Below are 17,614 nucleotides of genomic sequence, written 5' to 3' on the forward strand. Positions count from 1 at the left end.
GACGGATACTAATTCCCTTTCCTTGTATTATCTTCTTGTAGAGCAAGTAATATGGTATCCAAACCTTGTAATACAACCATGCGTTGCTCATCTGGTATTCGATGAAAGATTTGATCAAATCGATCATTCATATTATTTTCAATGGATTCAAATAATGTGAATCCTTCTTCTGTTAATTCTAAATGAACACATCTACGGTCTTCTAAAGAAGTTGTACGGGAAACCAAATGTTTCTTAACTAAGCTATCAATGCAGCGACTCATTGTACTAATATCGAGATCAAGACATTGAGCTAAGTTCCGAAGATTAATCTTTGGTGCATGTCCAATCTCAACAAGTGCATGACATTGTGATAAGGAGATAGCACAACATCCGGTTCCTTTATTAAGTAAGCCTAATTTTCTCTCCATAAGGCGAATCTTTTCTCTAAATTCTTTGTAATCTTCTTGTTTCATAGATGATACCTCGTTTCCCTATGATCTAGTAATCGTTCCTATAAAGTATGACTATTTTTGGGTCGGACTTCTGTTATTATAGCAAATCTAGAGGGGTAATTCAATGAAGTTATGATAAAATAATGTGCATAATACAATAGTTGTATATTGCAATTAAATAAAAACTGGTATATACTATGAAAAGTAATCCAATAAACAATACGAGAAGAGAAGAAAGGTCGATGAACATGAGATATGATATTCGTGAAATGAAAGCAGAAGATTACGAAAGTGTAAAGAGAATTTATCTTGAAGGGATTGCAACGAAAAAAGCAACATTTCAGACAGAAGCACCAGAGTATGAAGCTTGGAACCAAGGTCATTGTAAGGAGTGTCGTTTTGTAGCTGTTGATGAAAAGAATGAAATCCTTGGTTGGATTGCACTTTCTCCTACAAGTAGTCGATGTGTATATAGAGGAGTGAATGAAGTAAGTATCTACATAGCACAAAAGGGAAGAGGGCAGCAGATTGGTACAGCACTGTTAAGTAAGGTAATCGAAGAATCAGAGAAACTTGGTATATGGACATTACAATCGGGGATCTTCGAAATAAATGAAGCCAGTATTGCATTACATAAGAAATGTGGGTTCCGAGTAGTCGGTACACGGGAAAACATTGCAAAAGATGTGGACGGAATCTGGAGAAATACCGTTCTGATGGAAAGACGAAGCAAGAATCTATATTGATTTTAGTTAAAAATAGAATCTGTTCGTAAAAATACCAATGATCATAAATGGTCATTGGTATTTTTTTGTACAAAAAAGAGATGAAAAAGGAAATTCTATGTAGGATTTGACGAAAAACATAAGCTAAAATAACTATTGAATCTACTATAAAATAAATATATAGTAAGGATAGTGACGGAAATATATGTATGTGGTTTGACGATATGTAAAATTAAAATTGGATACATAGAAAGGAATGTGTAGTGCATTAAACTTGGAGGAACTATATGGTAAAATTCGCGGTATTTACCGATCTTCATTATGATTCCATATTTGATGGAGATCGACGAATTGAGGAATTCATTACAAAAGTTAAAATGGAACAACTGGATTTTATTATCTCTCTTGGCGATCTGTGTTATCCAATAGAAAAGAACAAACGAATTGTAGAAAAACTAAAAAGTACAGGTATTGCAAACTATTACGTGATTGGGAATCATGATTCAGAACAATATTCCCAAAGTGAAATTATGAATTTTTTACAAATGGAGAAACCGTATTATTCGTTTATTGTGGACGATACGAAATTCATTGTATTAAATGCGTGCTATATGAAGAGCAATCATATGAACTATCCTACTTACAGGAAAGGGAAAGCGAAGAATTGCAGATATCCGGTAATTCCAGATTCCGAAGTAGAATGGTTAAAGCAAGAAATTTTTAGAGAAGACCTATCCTATGTAATCTTTTCTCATCATAGTCTAGCGAATGAGTTCGAGCAACGGGGGATTGCAAACCGAGAAAAGATTCAGAAACTAATAGAATCAAGAAATACCCTGCTTTGTATGAATGGACATGATCATGGAGACGATTGTAAAATAATCAATAATATTTGCTACTATACATTGAATGCGATGTCTTATGTTTGGCACGGTTTAAAACCAGTTTATCCGTATGGAGATACGATTCATATGAAATATCCTTATTTGAAAGATGTGATCCTATATAAGCAAGCATTTCATTGTTTCGTTGAACTGGATAAAAATCATATAAAGATCAGAGGGATGGAGGGGGAATACTTAAGTACAACACCTGAAGAGGTGGGAATCACAAACAGAAGATGGAATGGTGTATCCATTCAGCCAAGGGTATCTACTCTAGATCGAAGAAAATAAACGTTCTCTTATACGAATAAAATTACCTATAGTAAATGTGGTTACTAACTATAGTTAATATTATACGATGTTAAACAAAGAAACTTAGGAAAAAAGAATTGGAGGAATTTACATTATGAAAAAGGAATTTCGTATTTGCCCAAATTTTATGAAGGATCGTAATTTATATGGTTTTGATTGGCTTGAACATGTAACAGCAATACCATCACCATTAGTTTTAGTAACTTGCTATAAAGGGAATGGAAAAACCAATGCGATCATGCAATCTTGGCTATCATTCAGTAATGATAACGGTTTCTACTGTATATTCTCTAGCGTGAACAAATACTCACACATGTATTCCGCTGTAAAAGCGAACAAACAATTGGTGATTAACTTCCCTGATGCATCAATTTATAAAAAATGCCTTAGTACTGTCGATCATAATCGTTATGATGATGATGAGATTCAGTTAGCTGATCTAACCGTCAAAAAAGCATCTGTGGTGAATGCGCCAATGGTAGAGGAGTGTTTCCTTAATCTTGAATGTGAATATCGTTGGGAAAAAGAATTATATCCAGGCAGCAATCATGTCGTTATGTGCGTTAAGGTTTGCAATGTCTGGATGGATGAGAACCATTATCAAGAGAACCTACAAGGACGATACGGAGAAACTGGATATCTGTATAACATTCATTCTCCACTAAATCCGGAAAGTGGAGAAGAGGAAGAAACCTGTCTTGGAATCATAAAGAATTTTAGGAGTTATAAGGAATTATAAGATATAAAAGTGCTACAAGGATTTATATTAAAAGTAAAAGGAAATTGGGAGGAAGAGATGTTGAAATACGATGTCACAAAATGCAAGACAATCAAAAAAAGATGGCTATTTCCTTTGCTCATCATACTCATTAGTATTCTTTTACCAATGGATACGCTGAAAGCGGAACGAGCTGCAACGGAGGGTGGAACAACAAGTAATAATAAGAGTAACCAGAATTATTCTACTTGGTCTTCTCCTATGTATTCCAATCTGTATGAAAATGAAGATCATACTTTAACGAGAGTGGAATGTATCGATGATAAGATTATATATGAAAATTACGACAAGAATTACAAATTACTGAAGAAAGATACGATAAAAAAAGAACTTTCTCTGTACGGTGGATTTTACTCTGGCAAAGATGCCAATTACTTCGTTTTTGGACAGACCAACAGCAAGCAAAGTAAGACTTGTGAAGTGATTCGTGTTGTCAAATACTCAAAAGATTGGAAACGTATTGCCAGTTGTTCTCTAAAAGATTGTAATACAACCGTACCATTCGATGCAGGAAGTCTTCGATTTGCGGAAAGTGGAGATATGCTATACATTCGAACAAGCCATGAGATGTATAAGAGCTCTGATGGGTATAATCATCAGGCAAACCTTACATTTTCTGTGAATACGGATACGATGGAGATTACAGATTCGTATTCCATTGTGATGAATATCGGGTATGGTTATGTAAGTCATTCCTTCAACCAATTCATTCAGGTGAATGGAAAAGAGCTGTTGGCAGTTGATCATGGAGATGCCTATCCACGTTCCATTGCTTTAATCAAATATGAGAAGTCGGCAGGAGAAACAACATTTACTGGTAAATGCAGTAGTATTGATTTGCTGGAATTCCCAGGGAGCATTGGTGCGAATGCAACAGGTGGAAGTGTTGGTGGTTTTGAGGTCTCAAGTTCCTCCTATTTGGTTGTAGGTAATTATGACAATACCAGTGCATCTGTCCGAAATGTTTTCTTAAGTGTTACCCCACAGGGTACCCTCACAGATGGAAATACAAAACTTCTGTATCTGACGAAGTATAAGAAAAATAGTAAAGCACGTGTAAGTACACCACAGTTAGTTAAGATTACGGATGATTCCTTTATGGTATTATGGGAAGTTACGAATACGGATACCTATCAACAGGAAGTTAATTATGTTATAGTGAATGGAAAGGGAGAAACGGTTACGAAGGTAGGTAGTATGACAGGAAATCTTTCCGATTGCCAGCCAATCGTATACAACGATAAAGTGACATGGTACTTTACCAATGATTCCACTCCCGTATTCTGTACGGTTCCTACAGATGGCACAGCAGCAAAAGACAATTTAGTAAAGGGTGATCAATTCACTGTTAAGAAGATCACCTATTCGATCATTAAAAGTACAAGTAAAACGAAGACAGTTGCTGTAAATCATATTGAGGATATATCAAGTACGAAGATTACCATACCTTCTACAATCAAGATTAATGGTGCGACGTACAAAGTAACAGAAGTCTATGATCAAGCATTTGATAACTGCTATTATACAAAAACTATTGTATTTGGTAGCAACATAACGAAGATTGGTAATCTCGGGCTACCAAGTTGGAACAATGTGCAGAAGATCCAAATTAAAACTACGAAACTTAAAACTGTAAAGAAGAAAGCATTTTCTGAAGTTAGTGATTCTGCAGTAATCGAAGTACCAAAGTCAAAACTAAGTGTGTATAAGAAATTGTTAAAAGGTAAAGGGCAGAGTAGTAAAGTGAAGATAACAAAATTGTAATGAAAGATGTATATTAGGATAAACGAGGAATGTATTGAATGTTTTAGATGCAATACATTCCTCGTTCTTTATCTATAAAAGGAAAATTATAGTAAACTTAATAAGTTCTTAAGATGTTTGACACAGGAATGAAATAATTTCAAAATATAGTAATTAATGGCTTGAGCACAAATACATAAGATTTTCATTACAGATAATACATTAGACTAAAATATCTACAAATTACTTATGATGGAACAGAAATCATAGAAAAGATTAGACTTGAACAAGAAAAAGAATGGAGTATACAGATATGATGGATAAGAATACGAATAAAATGTCAGAATTTATGGAAAAGGAATATGCGAAATCACTGGATTTCTGGAATGACTGGTTGGGTCAAGAGGAAGAGAATGATGAAAATCTTAATCTGGATACAGCATGGTATGAGATCGGTAGTAAAGTATTAGCGGAAGCGGCAGCAGAACTAGCCACCCAAAAACAAGTTTTAGATTATGGATGTGGGTCAGGCTGGGCTTCTGTAATTATGGTAAAACGAGGATGTCCTCATGTAACCGCAGTTGATGTTTCTGAAAATGGTGTAAAAGCAGCAATACAATATGCTGAAACATTTCACGTAAAGGAGCAGATTACCTTTTTACCGATCACAACACAATGGCTAAAACAACAGCAACCAGATTCCTATGACGGCTTTTTTTGTTCCAATGTACTTGATGTCGTGCCAACGCCAGTTTGTGAAGCAATCATAAAAAGTGCAGCGAATGTATGCAAGAAAGGTGCGAAAGTAATTATTGGACTCAACCCTTATTTTGAACAAGAGTTGATTGAAAAGAAAGGATTTGAAGAGAGGGAAAAGAATCATCTGTTTTATAAGGATATATTGCGGATTGTCAATCACAGTGATGAGGAATGGACTACGATTTTGGGTACGTATTTTAAGGTCGTAGAGCTTCGACATTTTCACTGGGATGGCGAACCGGATACCGTAAATCGTAGAATATTTGTATTAGAGAAAGAATAAAACGAATGAATGATAAGAAAATGATTATAGAACCATATACATAGATGGAATAATGATGGAAAAGAGAGAGAAGAAAATGAAAAAACAAAAATATATCGTGTTGTTAATGACTATGGTTATGGCAGGTAGTGTGTTAACTGGCTGTAAATCAGAAAATGCGGGAAAACGAAATACAGAGGGAAATGTAACAGAAACAATTTCAGACAATACTACTAACAACGCCCAAGAAACAGAAGACTCGAATGCAGAAGAGGTGTCAGAATCAGTAGAATCAACTGAACCAGAAGACACTACTGCTTCATCAGATGAATCATCGGCAGCAGAATCAGAAAATCAAGAGAAAGAAGGCCAATTTTCATTTACAGATCTATCAAATTTGGAATTCTGGTATGGAAGTGGTGCGGGAGCCTGGTGTACCGTTTTGCATGTTCATAAAGATGGTTCTTTTGATGGACAATACCATGATTCGGATATGGGGGTAACAGGGGAAGGATACCCAAGCGGTGTTTATTATGTCAGTGATTTCAAAGGACAATTCAGCGAACCTAAGAAAATTAATGCATATACCTATTCGGTGAAAATTACACATATTGAAACAGAAGAGAAAGCGGGTAAAGAGGAAATCCTTGATGAGATGTTGTACAAATATAGTGAACCTTATGGTCTATATAATGCGAAAGAGATCTTAATTTATTTGCCAGGTGCTTCTCTAAAAGATTTACCAGAGGAATATCGTAGTTGGGTGGGATATGGTAACCTAGAGGATTCTAAAGAAACAGAACTCCCATTTTACGGAATCTATAATGTGAATACAGGAGATGGTTTTTCTAGTTATGAGGTAGAGACGATTTCTATAGAGGAAGAGTTGGAATTAATTGAAAAAGATGTTAAAGATTTAGAAAAGGAACTTCAAGCGGAAGATATTTCACAACAGGATATGAATCGTATTGTTTATCAAATCTATAAATTATGGGATAATGAATTAAATGTAGTTTGGAATCGCTTACGTAATCAACTAGATTCGACAACAATGGAAAAATTAACGAAAGAAGAAAAGAAATGGATTGAAGAGAAAGAAGTGAAGATGAAAGAAGCCGGCGCAGAATTTGAAGGAGGAACAATGCAAATAATGTTAGAGTATGATAAAGGTGCAGAGTTAACAAAATCGCGGGTTTATGAGCTTGCAGAATATCTTCGTTAGGAATTTGAGCATGTAACTTATAAAGGCTATGACTGGATTATGGAACAGGAAGATGGGAAAACATATTGACAAACATCAATGTGTTGAATATACTATATGTAAATTCAAAGGTATTATAAAGGGGTGCAGATGATGACAAATGCGGAGATCGCTAAGATATTTAAAGCATTATGTGACGAAAGAAGAGTTGAGATTCTAAAGCTTTTGGTATCTGGAGAGAAATGTGCGTGTAGTCTACTCGATGAGTTAAATATCTGTCAACCAACATTATCACATCACATGAAGATATTATGTGAATCTGGAATGGTGACTGCTAGAAAAGAGGGCAAATGGACGCATTACAGAATTAGTTCAGAAGGCTGTAAACAGGCAAATCACATTTTACAATCGCTGACTACGGAAATACAAGATCCTGAATATAAGGAAAGTTGTGATTAATAAAAATATTTCGCCATCTCAAAGAGATGGTGTATATTTTATACATCATATCGATAGATTTAAATATATGAATATTAGCGTATGATGGTATTCACATAATGAGGCTGCTATCATATGCGTATTCATCAGTATCAAATGATTCAAAACATCTTAAAATTCAAAAAGATAGTTCAAAATTGTAGTAATGGAGGAAAGAAGAATGAAAAAGCAAAAAACATCAGGTATTGGATTTTTCGAAAAGTACCTATCCATATGGGTGATATTCTGTATGGTACTAGGGGTGATCATTAGCAAATATATACCTAGGATTCCTGAATTGTTAAGTAAATTCGAATATGCGAATGTTTCAATACCAATTACAATCTTAATCTGGTTTATGATTTATCCTATGATGATGAAGGTGGATTTTCAAAGTATAAAAAATGTAGGAAAGAATCCAAAAGGGCTGTTTGTAACCTGGGTCATAAATTGGTTGATTAAGCCATTTACCATGTTTGGTATTGCATATCTTTTTTTCTATGTCATTTTTTCTAATTTAATTTCACCAGAATTAGCGAAAGATTATTTGGCAGGTGCGGTACTATTAGGAGCAGCACCTTGTACAGCAATGGTATTTGTATGGAGTACATTAACGAAAGGGAATCCTGCTTATACAGTGGTTCAGGTAGCAACGAATGATTTGATCATCTTAGTAGCATTTACACCAATTGTAGCCTTTCTTCTAGGAGTAGGTGGAGTAGAGATTCCATGGGCTACTCTAATTGTATCTGTGATTTTATTTGTAGTGGTTCCATTAGGTGCAGGAATTTTGACTCGAGTAATCATGATTAAGAAAAAAGGGGAGATTTATTTCACACAAACGTATCTGCCCAAATTTAATCAAGTGACTACCATCGGTCTTTTACTAACGCTGATTTTGCTCTTTTCGTTCCAAGGAAATGTAATCATTCATAATCCACTTCATATTATTCTAATCGCCATACCACTGATCATACAGACATTTTTCATTTTCTTTCTTGCTTACTTTGTAAGTAAATTATTGAAGCTACCTCATGATATTGCAGCACCTACAGGAATGATTGGCGCATCGAACTTCTTTGAATTAGCAGTTGCAGTTGCTATCTCTCTATTTGGTGCAAAGAGTCCAGTGGCGTTAGCAACAATAGTTGGGGTACTAGTAGAGGTACCTGTTATGTTAATTCTTGTTAAGATAGCGAATGGCACAAAAAGATGGTTTTCGTCCCATTTGCAATGATTTGTCTAGTACATGATAAATTAGAATAGAAATACGAGTCAGAAATAAGTATAATAGACTTGAGGGCGATAATTAGCGAAAAGAAGACAGAATGGAGAATTTAATGAAGAACATAACGAGTATTGATACAGATATCAATCAAAACGAACTAATGAATAAGGCGAAAATTACCCTTGATATAGAAGAACGACCAAAAGTCGCTTTTGTATGTGTCCATAATTCCTGTAGAAGTCAAATTGCAGAAGCTTTAGGAAAACGATTTGCTAGTGATGTATTCGATTCATACTCCGCGGGTACACATCTCAAAGACCATATTAATCCGGATGCAGTCAGACTTATGAAACAGATCTATGGAATCGATATGGAAGAATCGCAACACAATAAGTTACTAGAAGATATTCCAAGCCCTGATGTTGTCATTACCATGGGCTGTAATGTGCAATGTCCCATGTTACCTTGCAAATTCCGTGAGGATTGGGGCTTAGAAGATCCTAGTGGTAAGAGTGACGAAGCATTTCTTGCGATCATTCATGAGATTGAAAGTAAGGTGAAAGTGTTAAGGGAGCGATTCATTGTAATGTAAGGAGGAAGCGAATGAAATTCATTCAAGTATTGTGTTTTTCAGGAGAGACAGAGGAAGCATTAGAATTATATAAGAGTGCTTTCGGCTGTACAGTAAGGAGTTTACTACATTATGCAGATGCCGTAAAAAATGGTTGGGAGAAACCAGATGAAACGAAGAACAATCTTGTTTATCATTCAGAAATTATGTTTGGAGAACAAGAAGTAAGAATGAATGATTGGTCAGACGAAGAACAAGTAAGACTTACAAAAGAAGTAATGTATCGAGTTGGTTTTGATACGGAAGAAGAAGTTATAAAAGCATTTCACATACTATCGGAAGGTGGAGAAGTGATCAAGCCACTGGAAAAACCGCCATATATGGTGATAATCGGTGCGGTTAAAGATCGATTTGGTATACAATGGGAGCTTATGTGCGATTTTTAAAGGAACTTCTAACCTTTGTTGGTATATGTATTACTTCGTAACTTTACAAAATTTATATTTATTTTATGTAACGTGTCCTTATTAATTTTATTATAAGGATACGTTATTTTTCGTGCTTTAAGGTAAATTATGATGTATAATGAATAGATAACGTTACGTTAAATAATTCTTGTGACGGAATAAATCGTATCTTGGGTATAAGGCAAAACGATTGTATTGAAGTATATTTACTAGTAGTTGGGTTTGTATATAGTTGAATATAGGTGAAAAAGAATGAAGATAATCGATTTTATTAATATGCAATATGGTATGGAAGTAGTCTCCGTTGAGGTTTTACGTGATTGGATCGGTAAAGTATTCCTTGTAGTAACCAAAGAAAAGAAATACATATACAAGCAGTTTCGCGAGAAGAATAATCCGTATGCAATTCAATCAACTTGGGTACAAGAACAGTTAATGGAGAATAAAATCCCAGTTCCGATGATCATCCCTACAGTAGAGAATCAGCTGTATTCCATATATGAAAATTGTGTTTGTATCTTATATGCGTTTGTTAATGGGAGTGAACTGGAACGAGGAGAACGACTTGCGGAGCTTGGGAACTTGTGCGGTAAGATGAGAAAATGTATGGAACGTTCGAGAAATACCTTAGCAATACATGGGAGAGAATTCTTTGTAGACCGTTATTTAAAGATTATACAGAAAAAGAAATTTGGCGATGAATTGCGTTTTCGACAAATCGCGGATACGTTGCTACGCTATCTTAAAGATATACCTACCGGATTTATTCATGGAGATTTTCATGCGGGTAATATCTTCGTAAAGAAGGATACGTTGCTTGTTTACGATTTTGATGCTTGTGCCAATGCATATCCCGTGTATGATATCGCAACGATCTGTGATGGAACCGATTATTTCTCTCTTGATGAATGTAATTTTACCCAGGGAAAAACAGTGACACTTAACAGAATGAAGACATTTCTAACAGGTTATGAGCAGTATTATACAGTCAGTGAGGCAGAACAACTGGCTGTTTTAGCATGTATCGGAATCAGACATTATGATATACAAGCAACGATTATTGAAACGCTTGGAATCGATTGTATTGATCAAGCGTTCTTAAGTCAGCAATTACAATGGCTTGATCATTGGTGTGCCGTGTGCAAACTATAAAAACATTCACAATTCGCACGCATGTGCTGCTTGCTCCTGTTTAGTGGGTCAACAATAATAAGGGAAAGGGGAGATTCCATGGACAAAACAAGTATACTACCAGGAATTACAAGAGAAGAGGAAGAAAAAAAACTAGCTGCTGTTATCACGATTGCAGGGAAGAACCTAGAACGAGCTGAACAATCCGTCAAGGCATTAACGGGTGAACTTCGTGATATGTTAGAGATTGATGTTTCAAAAGATAAGGAAACCATGGTTTTTTGGAATAATACACAGGCAAGTCTGAATGAAGCGAATCAAGAACTGTTTCGCTGCCAAAGAGCTAGAAGAAAACCTTATTTTGGTCGAATCGATTTTACAGACAGCAAAACCAATACGAAAGAAGCATTCTATATCGGTAGGGTAGGAATCCATCGTTCTGTAACCGATCTGGTTGTCATAGACTGGCGTGCACCAGTTGCAAACTGCTATTATGAAGAATCCTTGGGTATCTGCAAATACAATGTAAGAAATGTTGGCGATTATACAATCGATTTAACTCGAAAACGTACCTATGAGATAAATAATGACGAACTACTTGATTTCTATGATTCGGAAGTCGTCTCAAATGATGATTTGCTAACGAAGTATCTTGCGAAAAGTAAAAAGGCTGTACTTGGGGAAATCATTGCAACGATTCAAAAAGAACAAAACTATATTATTCGAAAATCCCCACGTAATAATATGCTGGTTCAAGGAGTTGCTGGTTCGGGTAAGACTACCGTTGCAATGCATCGTATCTCGTATATTCTATATAACTATGAGAATGAATTTAGACCAATTGATTTCTATATTGTAGGAAGTAACCAAATTCTTCTAAATTATATAACAAGTGTACTACCTGACCTTGATGTATATGGAATCTCACAGATGACTATGGAGCAGCTTTTCGTTCGATTATTATATGAAGATTGGGATGCAAAACAATATACGATCCGAACAATAGAAAAAGGGGATGAATCCGCCTGTATCAAAGGAACGTACCAGTGGTTTCATGATCTGGAGAAATTTTGTGCGGAATATGAGCTAGAATATATTCCACATAAAGAGGTTCGTGCAAAATATACGAATAAAGTCTTACTAAAGCAGGAAGAGATTGAAACCTATATTCGGGAGAATCCCCATGTATCGGTTCAGAATAAGATATTCTCACTTAATGAACGAATTATGTCCAGATTGGAAAATGAGATTACATGTAGAGATATATCCTATACCGTAGAAGAAAAGGAAGAGATGAAGAAATTCTACCGTTTCTTTTTTGGAGGGAAGGTATGGAAAGGGAATATCTATGATTTTTATCAAACATTTCTTCTTAAACAAAAGGAAAATGGGAAAGCGATAGAGCTCCCAGATCAGTGCTTTGATGTATATGATCTTGCAGCACTTGCCTATATATACAAGAGAGTGAAAGAAATCGACATGATTCGAGAAGCTAGCCACGTTGTAATTGATGAAGCGCAGGATTTCGGAATGATGGCATATGCTTCCTTAAAATACTGTTTACGAGGTTGCACGTACACCATTATGGGAGATGTTTCACAGAATATCCATTTTGGCTATGGGTTAAATGATTGGGAAGAATTGAAAAGCCTTATTATTAAAGACAGATTTGATACCTTTGGCTTGTTAAAGAAAAGTTACCGAAATACCGTTGAGATTTCAAATTTTGCTACGAACATTTTGCGACATGGTACATTTGCAATCTATCCGGTAGAGCCGATCATCAGACATGGGAATGAAGTCCAACTTACCAAATGTGCGGATGACAAAGATCTTCTGATTGAAACAGTAAAAACAATCAAGTTATGGCAAAAGAATGGACACGAAACAATTGCAGTAATCTGTAGGGATGAAAAGGAAGCAACGGACGTTTCCAACAAACTAGGGCAGCATCTTGACTTAGTAGACAGTAATCTTGATACAGCTGAGTTTGGTAGTGGTGTTATGGTACTTCCAGTCGAATACACAAAAGGTCTGGAGTTTGATGCAGTACTTCTGTTTAATCCAACGAATGCTGCCTATCCTGCCGAAGATGGACATGTTAAATTGCTTTATGTTGCGGCAACAAGAGCTCTTCATGAGCTTGCTGTCTTATATGTAGAGAACTTAACCGATCTTATTGCAAAAGAAGTGCCAAAAGAAAAGAGAATGGATTCTTTTGATGTAGAGAATGACTCTCTGAGTAAATTAAACAAGGAGAATACTCCGAAAATACCAACAAGAACCCCTAAAACCTATAAAAAAGTGGATTTGCTTGCGGGAGAAGAGAGACGCACGGGACCAAAACGAATTGTTGTGCAAGGGAAAAAGCAAAAGGAGACCGACAAGGATGTTTCCATTGTATCGAACACACCAACTTCAAAATATGGTGCACACAAATTTGGGGATATACCAGATAATAACAGCTTGCATCCAGCCGGTCATGGAAGAATAGATACCTCTATAAGGTGGCAAAAGAAATCTTCTGATCGGGTAGAACTTGCGAGTAACTATGGTTTATTACGAATCATGCCAATCACAGACGCTGTAATACGAGTAAGTTTTATCAAAGGTCATGAAAGCGCAATGTTTGATGATGAGCAGGAATGGCTTTATACAGAACCAACGGAGGAATGTGTTGCAGCAGGACTTCTTACACAGAAACCCAAATGGCTGTATAAAGAGATGAAAGATGCGATCGGAATTGCTACCGATCAACTTGCGATTAAAATTGAGAAAAAGACAGGTGCTGTTAAGTTCTTCACCAGATCGGGTAATCCAATTCTTTCAGAACGGGATAAAGAACCTAGACAGATTAATACGGAGCCGAATGAGCAGACCTGGATGTATTTTGATTTTAAAAAGAATGAAAAGTTATGGGCAAGAGGAATGGCGAGTAGTGAGTTGATCCCAATGGATAAGAAAGCAAGTTACATCTCGTATGGTTCTAAGCAAATGCGTATACCATTACTTGTATCAGATAAAGGCTATGGTATCGCCATTGCATCAAAGAATAATGTGGTATGCTGTAATATTGCAATGTATGGAACGTATCTATCCGTAGAAGGAAGTAGTCAGATTGATTATTATTTCATGTATGGTGGAACCAAAGAACAAACAGCACAGTTGCATAAGTTGTTAGGAAAGATATGGTAGATTTTGCTTTATGAAAAAAGTAATTATATTTAATACGGATGACTTTCGAGATCTACGAAGGATAATTGATGAAACGTAAAATATTCTGTGGTATATCGTTCGTTTAGAATTAGGGTCATAGGAGGTAAGGGTAATAAACTTAATTGCAAGATTATTATGAGAAAGGAATGGATACCTATGTTAATTCAGAAAAGAACAATTACGTTACGTCAAATGGAAGATACGATGACCGATTATGAATTAATGCGAGAATGGTTTTCAGAGCCAGAATTGCAAGAATGGGTATGGTGTGATGAAAAGGATGAAGCACCCGTAACAATTGAACGGATTATTGAAAAATACGGGTCAAGAATCAAGAATCCAACTACGGTATTTCCGTATTTCATTTTGCGAGATCAGGAGCCAATCGGCTTTATTCAATATTACATACAAGATCAAGTAACAATCGGCCTAGATATGTGGATTGGTATTCAGAAGGAGAGAAATCATGGATTTGGAACAGATGCATTAAAGCAGATGGTTGAAATCATTCATAACAAATATCCAGATGTGAAACATGTTTTCGTTGATCCCGAGATTGCAAATAAACGTGCAATAAAATGTTATCAAAAGGCAGGATTCAAAAGTTCCGGGGAAATAGTAGATGGTAATCTTATTCTGAGAATAAATTTTGAAGATTAATCCTACTGTGTTATTAAGAATCCCATGTGTCAAAAACTTCTTTACGGATCACTATGACCACCCAATGATTGAAGATGGGATACAATTGGTTGATATGGTTTATTTGAAGAGAAGAAGATAGATTGGGTAAGTGTTCTATGGTAAACAGGGACGTATAGGAATGTCCAATAATTCGATATAGAAGGCATATAGGATATATTACTTATGTATAACTTAATTTGGATATATTCAAAATATATAACCTTATGAGATTATACTATAAATATATAACTCAAATAAAGTATAATATCTATATATAATCTGTATGAGTTATATTGCGCATTTCATGAATTAGATGTATACTGAATCATAGTAGGAGGTATGATTTATGGAAAAGCAAATCTACATTGCAATTATAGGAGATATTAAGCAATCGAAGAAATTACCAGAACGAGATACCATTCAAATACAGTTAAGAGAAGTTTTAGAACAAATTAATAAGAAATATGTTAACGAACTGGCTTCTGATTTTATGATTACATTAGGTGATGAGTTTCAAGGATTACTAAAACAAAGTAAATCCATTATTCATATTATTGAAGAAATCCAAATGCGTATGAATCCTGTAAAAATACGTTTTGGGATTGGGGTTGGAGAGATTTATACAACAATAAATCGTCATTTGCCTCTCGGAGCTGATGGTCCAGCCTATTATCATGCACGTACTGGGATCGATACATTAAAACAGTTAGAAAAGAAGAGTAAGACGCATCTATCTAATATTCTTGTAATAGGAGAACGTGATGGAACAATTAACTATGAATTACTGAATACGATATTTTCATTATTGTATGTAATTAAGGAAGATTGGACACCAGGACAGTTAAATGTGATTAGCGAACTTACAATGTGCGGTGATAACCAGGTTAACCTCTCAAAACGGTTAGGAATCGCACAGGCAGGTGTCAGTAAACATCTATTGAAAGCAAATTATTACACGTATGCCAATGCAGTTATGTCAGTTGAAAATGAATTCATGAAATTAGGAGGAAGTTGACATGTTCAAAACATATCTCGTGTGTTATCTATGCTTCCATCTTGTAGGAGAGTTTTACTTACAAAGTGAGAGACGAGCAGATAAGAAATGTAAGAAGATTTCTTCCTTTGCGAAACATGTACTAATTTATTGGATTTCACTAACAATCCTATCATTGCTTGTACATACAAGAGAATTTATGATTTCCATTCAGAGCCTGTGTCTTGCGCATACATTCATTGATATAACGAAGTTCTTTTACATAAGGAAGAAAAGGGAAAAGATTTCAATAAATCATATTAGAAATATTTATATAATCGATCAAGTTAGCCATGTTATAACTTTTATTGCAGCAGCTTACATAATGACAATTCATACAACAGGTCTTACCTTTGACCACCGTATTTTGAAATTCTTTACAACCGTTAATCTAAATCCTATTGTCGTGTTATCATGGATTACGATGCTTCTTGCGATCCTTAAGCCGGCCAACATTACGATTAAGCAATTATTAACCATCTATCGTCCAGACAGCACCATTTCTTTAAATATTATGAATCTTCCAAGTAATGCGTCAGCTGCCGACATGGAAACATCTGCAGATACCAATGCAGGCGCATTTATAGGCTCTTTAGAACGATTGGTTATCTTAATTTTTCTTTCCTTAGGGCAATATTCAGCCATTGGCCTTATATTAACAGCAAAATCCATTGCGCGTTATAATCGTATTACAACAGACCGCGCATTTGCAGAATATTATTTGCTTGGTACTTTACTCAGTATGATTTATGTACTTTTCCTGTATCGTTTAATTATGTAGGAAGCAAATACATATTGGGGAAATATATCCGTATCGAATATAAAATAGAATTTTAGGAGTTGTATTTATTATGATTGAAACAGAAAGATGTAACATACGAAGTTTTTGCAAAGAAGATGCCTCTGCTTTATTTCGAATTTTATCGAATCCGAGTGTTATGAAGTATATTGAGGAACCTTTTACTATGGAGCAGACGCAACAATTTATTGAAGAGGCTGGGTTATGTGAGCAGCCCCTAGTATATGCTCTTGAACTTAAAGAAAACCACTTGCTAATTGGACATGTTATTTATCATTCATATGAGGAAGACGCATACGAAATTGGTTGGATTATAGATGAAAAATACTGGGGTCAAGGAATTGCCGATGAAATAACGAAATCACTTATTCTCCATGCCAAGAAAACAGGTATAAAATCACTAATTATCGAATGTGATCCAAAGCAAAGTACTACAAAACATATAGCAGAAAAGAATAACTTTGAACGAATAAGTGAAGAACCATTGATGGTATATATGCTTCAATTGTAGAAAAAGATAGCTGTTGAAAGCCTTATAAATGAATATGTTCCCTATACAGAAGATTTTTAACTATTAAATCTATCTATTATATAGGGAGAATCAAGATAGAGGCTTTCTTTTTTTATTCTATTTTACCTTCCGAACTTTTTCTTCAATTTATTTTGATGAATTGTTAAGGAACGTTGTTGTATCATACGATTCGACAAATTATGTATTGAACATATGGTAACCATATAAATCAAAAGAATTAAGTAAAATATTTATAGGTATTACGTACAGTATCAAATGAATTCTATATTGATATGGATTTAAAAAAGAAATCATTATTATAAATGTTCCTTATGAGACTATAAAACTGATATATATGATTACGTTAACGGAAACATAATTTTGAATGATTGGGATGAAGTT

17 protein-coding genes and 1 pseudogene are annotated in these 17,614 nt (G+C 35.1%); 17 read left to right on the plus strand and 1 reads right to left on the minus strand.

Annotated elements, in window-relative coordinates; genetic code table 11:
- Positions 1-8: 8 nt before the first annotated feature.
- Complete coding sequence (locus HBB17_RS05840; protein WP_167956530.1) at positions 9-455, minus strand: MarR family winged helix-turn-helix transcriptional regulator; 447 nt, start codon at positions 453-455, stop codon at positions 9-11.
- A gap of 227 nt (positions 456-682) precedes the next feature.
- Here HBB17_RS05840 and HBB17_RS05845 point away from each other — a divergent pair, with 227 nt between their 5' ends.
- From HBB17_RS05845 to HBB17_RS05925, 17 genes and pseudogenes are all read left to right on the plus strand, one after another.
- Positions 683-1,180, plus strand: a complete 498-nt coding sequence (locus HBB17_RS05845) for a GNAT family N-acetyltransferase (RefSeq protein ID WP_167956531.1) — start codon at positions 683-685, stop codon at positions 1,178-1,180.
- A 266-nt stretch (positions 1,181-1,446) separates the two neighbouring features.
- Positions 1,447-2,334 (plus strand): metallophosphoesterase family protein, encoded by an 888-nt coding sequence (locus HBB17_RS05850; RefSeq protein ID WP_167956532.1) that lies wholly within the window; start codon positions 1,447-1,449, stop codon positions 2,332-2,334.
- A 115-nt stretch (positions 2,335-2,449) separates the two neighbouring features.
- Complete coding sequence (locus HBB17_RS05855) at positions 2,450-3,094, plus strand: flavin reductase family protein (protein WP_238483683.1); 645 nt, start codon at positions 2,450-2,452, stop codon at positions 3,092-3,094.
- Between the two features lie 57 nt (positions 3,095-3,151).
- Positions 3,152-4,897 (plus strand): leucine-rich repeat protein, encoded by a 1,746-nt coding sequence (locus tag HBB17_RS05860; RefSeq protein ID WP_167956533.1) that lies wholly within the window; start codon positions 3,152-3,154, stop codon positions 4,895-4,897.
- Positions 4,898-5,174: 277 nt separating this feature from the next.
- The gene (locus tag HBB17_RS05865) at positions 5,175-5,918 is read left to right on the plus strand and encodes a class I SAM-dependent methyltransferase (protein ID WP_167956534.1); all 744 of its coding nucleotides are present in this window, start codon (positions 5,175-5,177) and stop codon (positions 5,916-5,918) included.
- A 76-nt stretch (positions 5,919-5,994) separates the two neighbouring features.
- Entirely contained in the window at positions 5,995-7,119 is a 1,125-nt protein-coding gene (locus tag HBB17_RS05870; RefSeq protein ID WP_167956535.1) for a lysozyme inhibitor LprI family protein, read from the plus strand.
- 132 nt (positions 7,120-7,251) lie between these two features.
- Complete coding sequence (locus HBB17_RS05875) at positions 7,252-7,557, plus strand: ArsR/SmtB family transcription factor (protein ID WP_207717327.1); 306 nt, start codon at positions 7,252-7,254, stop codon at positions 7,555-7,557.
- A 199-nt stretch (positions 7,558-7,756) separates the two neighbouring features.
- Positions 7,757-8,812 (plus strand): ACR3 family arsenite efflux transporter, encoded by a 1,056-nt coding sequence (arsB, locus tag HBB17_RS05880; protein ID WP_167956537.1) that lies wholly within the window; start codon positions 7,757-7,759, stop codon positions 8,810-8,812.
- 151 nt (positions 8,813-8,963) lie between these two features.
- Positions 8,964-9,395, plus strand: coding sequence for an arsenate reductase ArsC (locus HBB17_RS05885; RefSeq protein ID WP_167956649.1), 432 nt, complete (start codon positions 8,964-8,966; stop codon positions 9,393-9,395).
- A gap of 11 nt (positions 9,396-9,406) precedes the next feature.
- Entirely contained in the window at positions 9,407-9,820 is a 414-nt protein-coding gene (locus HBB17_RS05890; RefSeq protein WP_167956538.1) for a VOC family protein, read from the plus strand.
- Between the two features lie 273 nt (positions 9,821-10,093).
- A complete protein-coding gene (locus HBB17_RS05895) occupies positions 10,094-10,993 on the plus strand; it encodes a phosphotransferase (protein WP_167956539.1) in 900 nt (299 codons plus the stop codon).
- A gap of 78 nt (positions 10,994-11,071) precedes the next feature.
- Complete coding sequence (locus HBB17_RS05900; RefSeq protein ID WP_167956540.1) at positions 11,072-14,167, plus strand: ATP-binding domain-containing protein; 3,096 nt, start codon at positions 11,072-11,074, stop codon at positions 14,165-14,167.
- A gap of 156 nt (positions 14,168-14,323) precedes the next feature.
- Positions 14,324-14,848 carry a GNAT family N-acetyltransferase gene (locus HBB17_RS05905; protein ID WP_167956541.1) on the plus strand — a complete coding sequence of 175 codons (525 nt, stop codon included), beginning with the start codon at positions 14,324-14,326 and terminating at the stop codon, positions 14,846-14,848.
- A 28-nt stretch (positions 14,849-14,876) separates the two neighbouring features.
- Positions 14,877-14,969: pseudogene (locus tag HBB17_RS05910) on the plus strand (GNAT family N-acetyltransferase); the annotation flags it as partial.
- Positions 14,970-15,215: 246 nt separating this feature from the next.
- On the plus strand, positions 15,216-15,884 hold the full coding sequence (locus HBB17_RS05915; RefSeq protein WP_167956542.1) for a SatD family protein: 669 nt from the start codon (positions 15,216-15,218) through the stop codon (positions 15,882-15,884).
- A 1-nt stretch (position 15,885) separates the two neighbouring features.
- On the plus strand, positions 15,886-16,683 hold the full coding sequence (locus tag HBB17_RS05920; RefSeq protein ID WP_167956543.1) for a DUF3307 domain-containing protein: 798 nt from the start codon (positions 15,886-15,888) through the stop codon (positions 16,681-16,683).
- Between the two features lie 70 nt (positions 16,684-16,753).
- The gene (locus HBB17_RS05925) at positions 16,754-17,212 is read left to right on the plus strand and encodes a GNAT family N-acetyltransferase (protein WP_167956544.1); all 459 of its coding nucleotides are present in this window, start codon (positions 16,754-16,756) and stop codon (positions 17,210-17,212) included.
- The last annotated feature ends 402 nt before the right edge of the window (positions 17,213-17,614 follow it).

It is taken from the genome of Anaerosporobacter faecicola, assembly GCF_012070565.1.
Lineage (GTDB): Bacteria > Bacillota > Clostridia > Lachnospirales > Lachnospiraceae > Anaerosporobacter > Anaerosporobacter faecicola.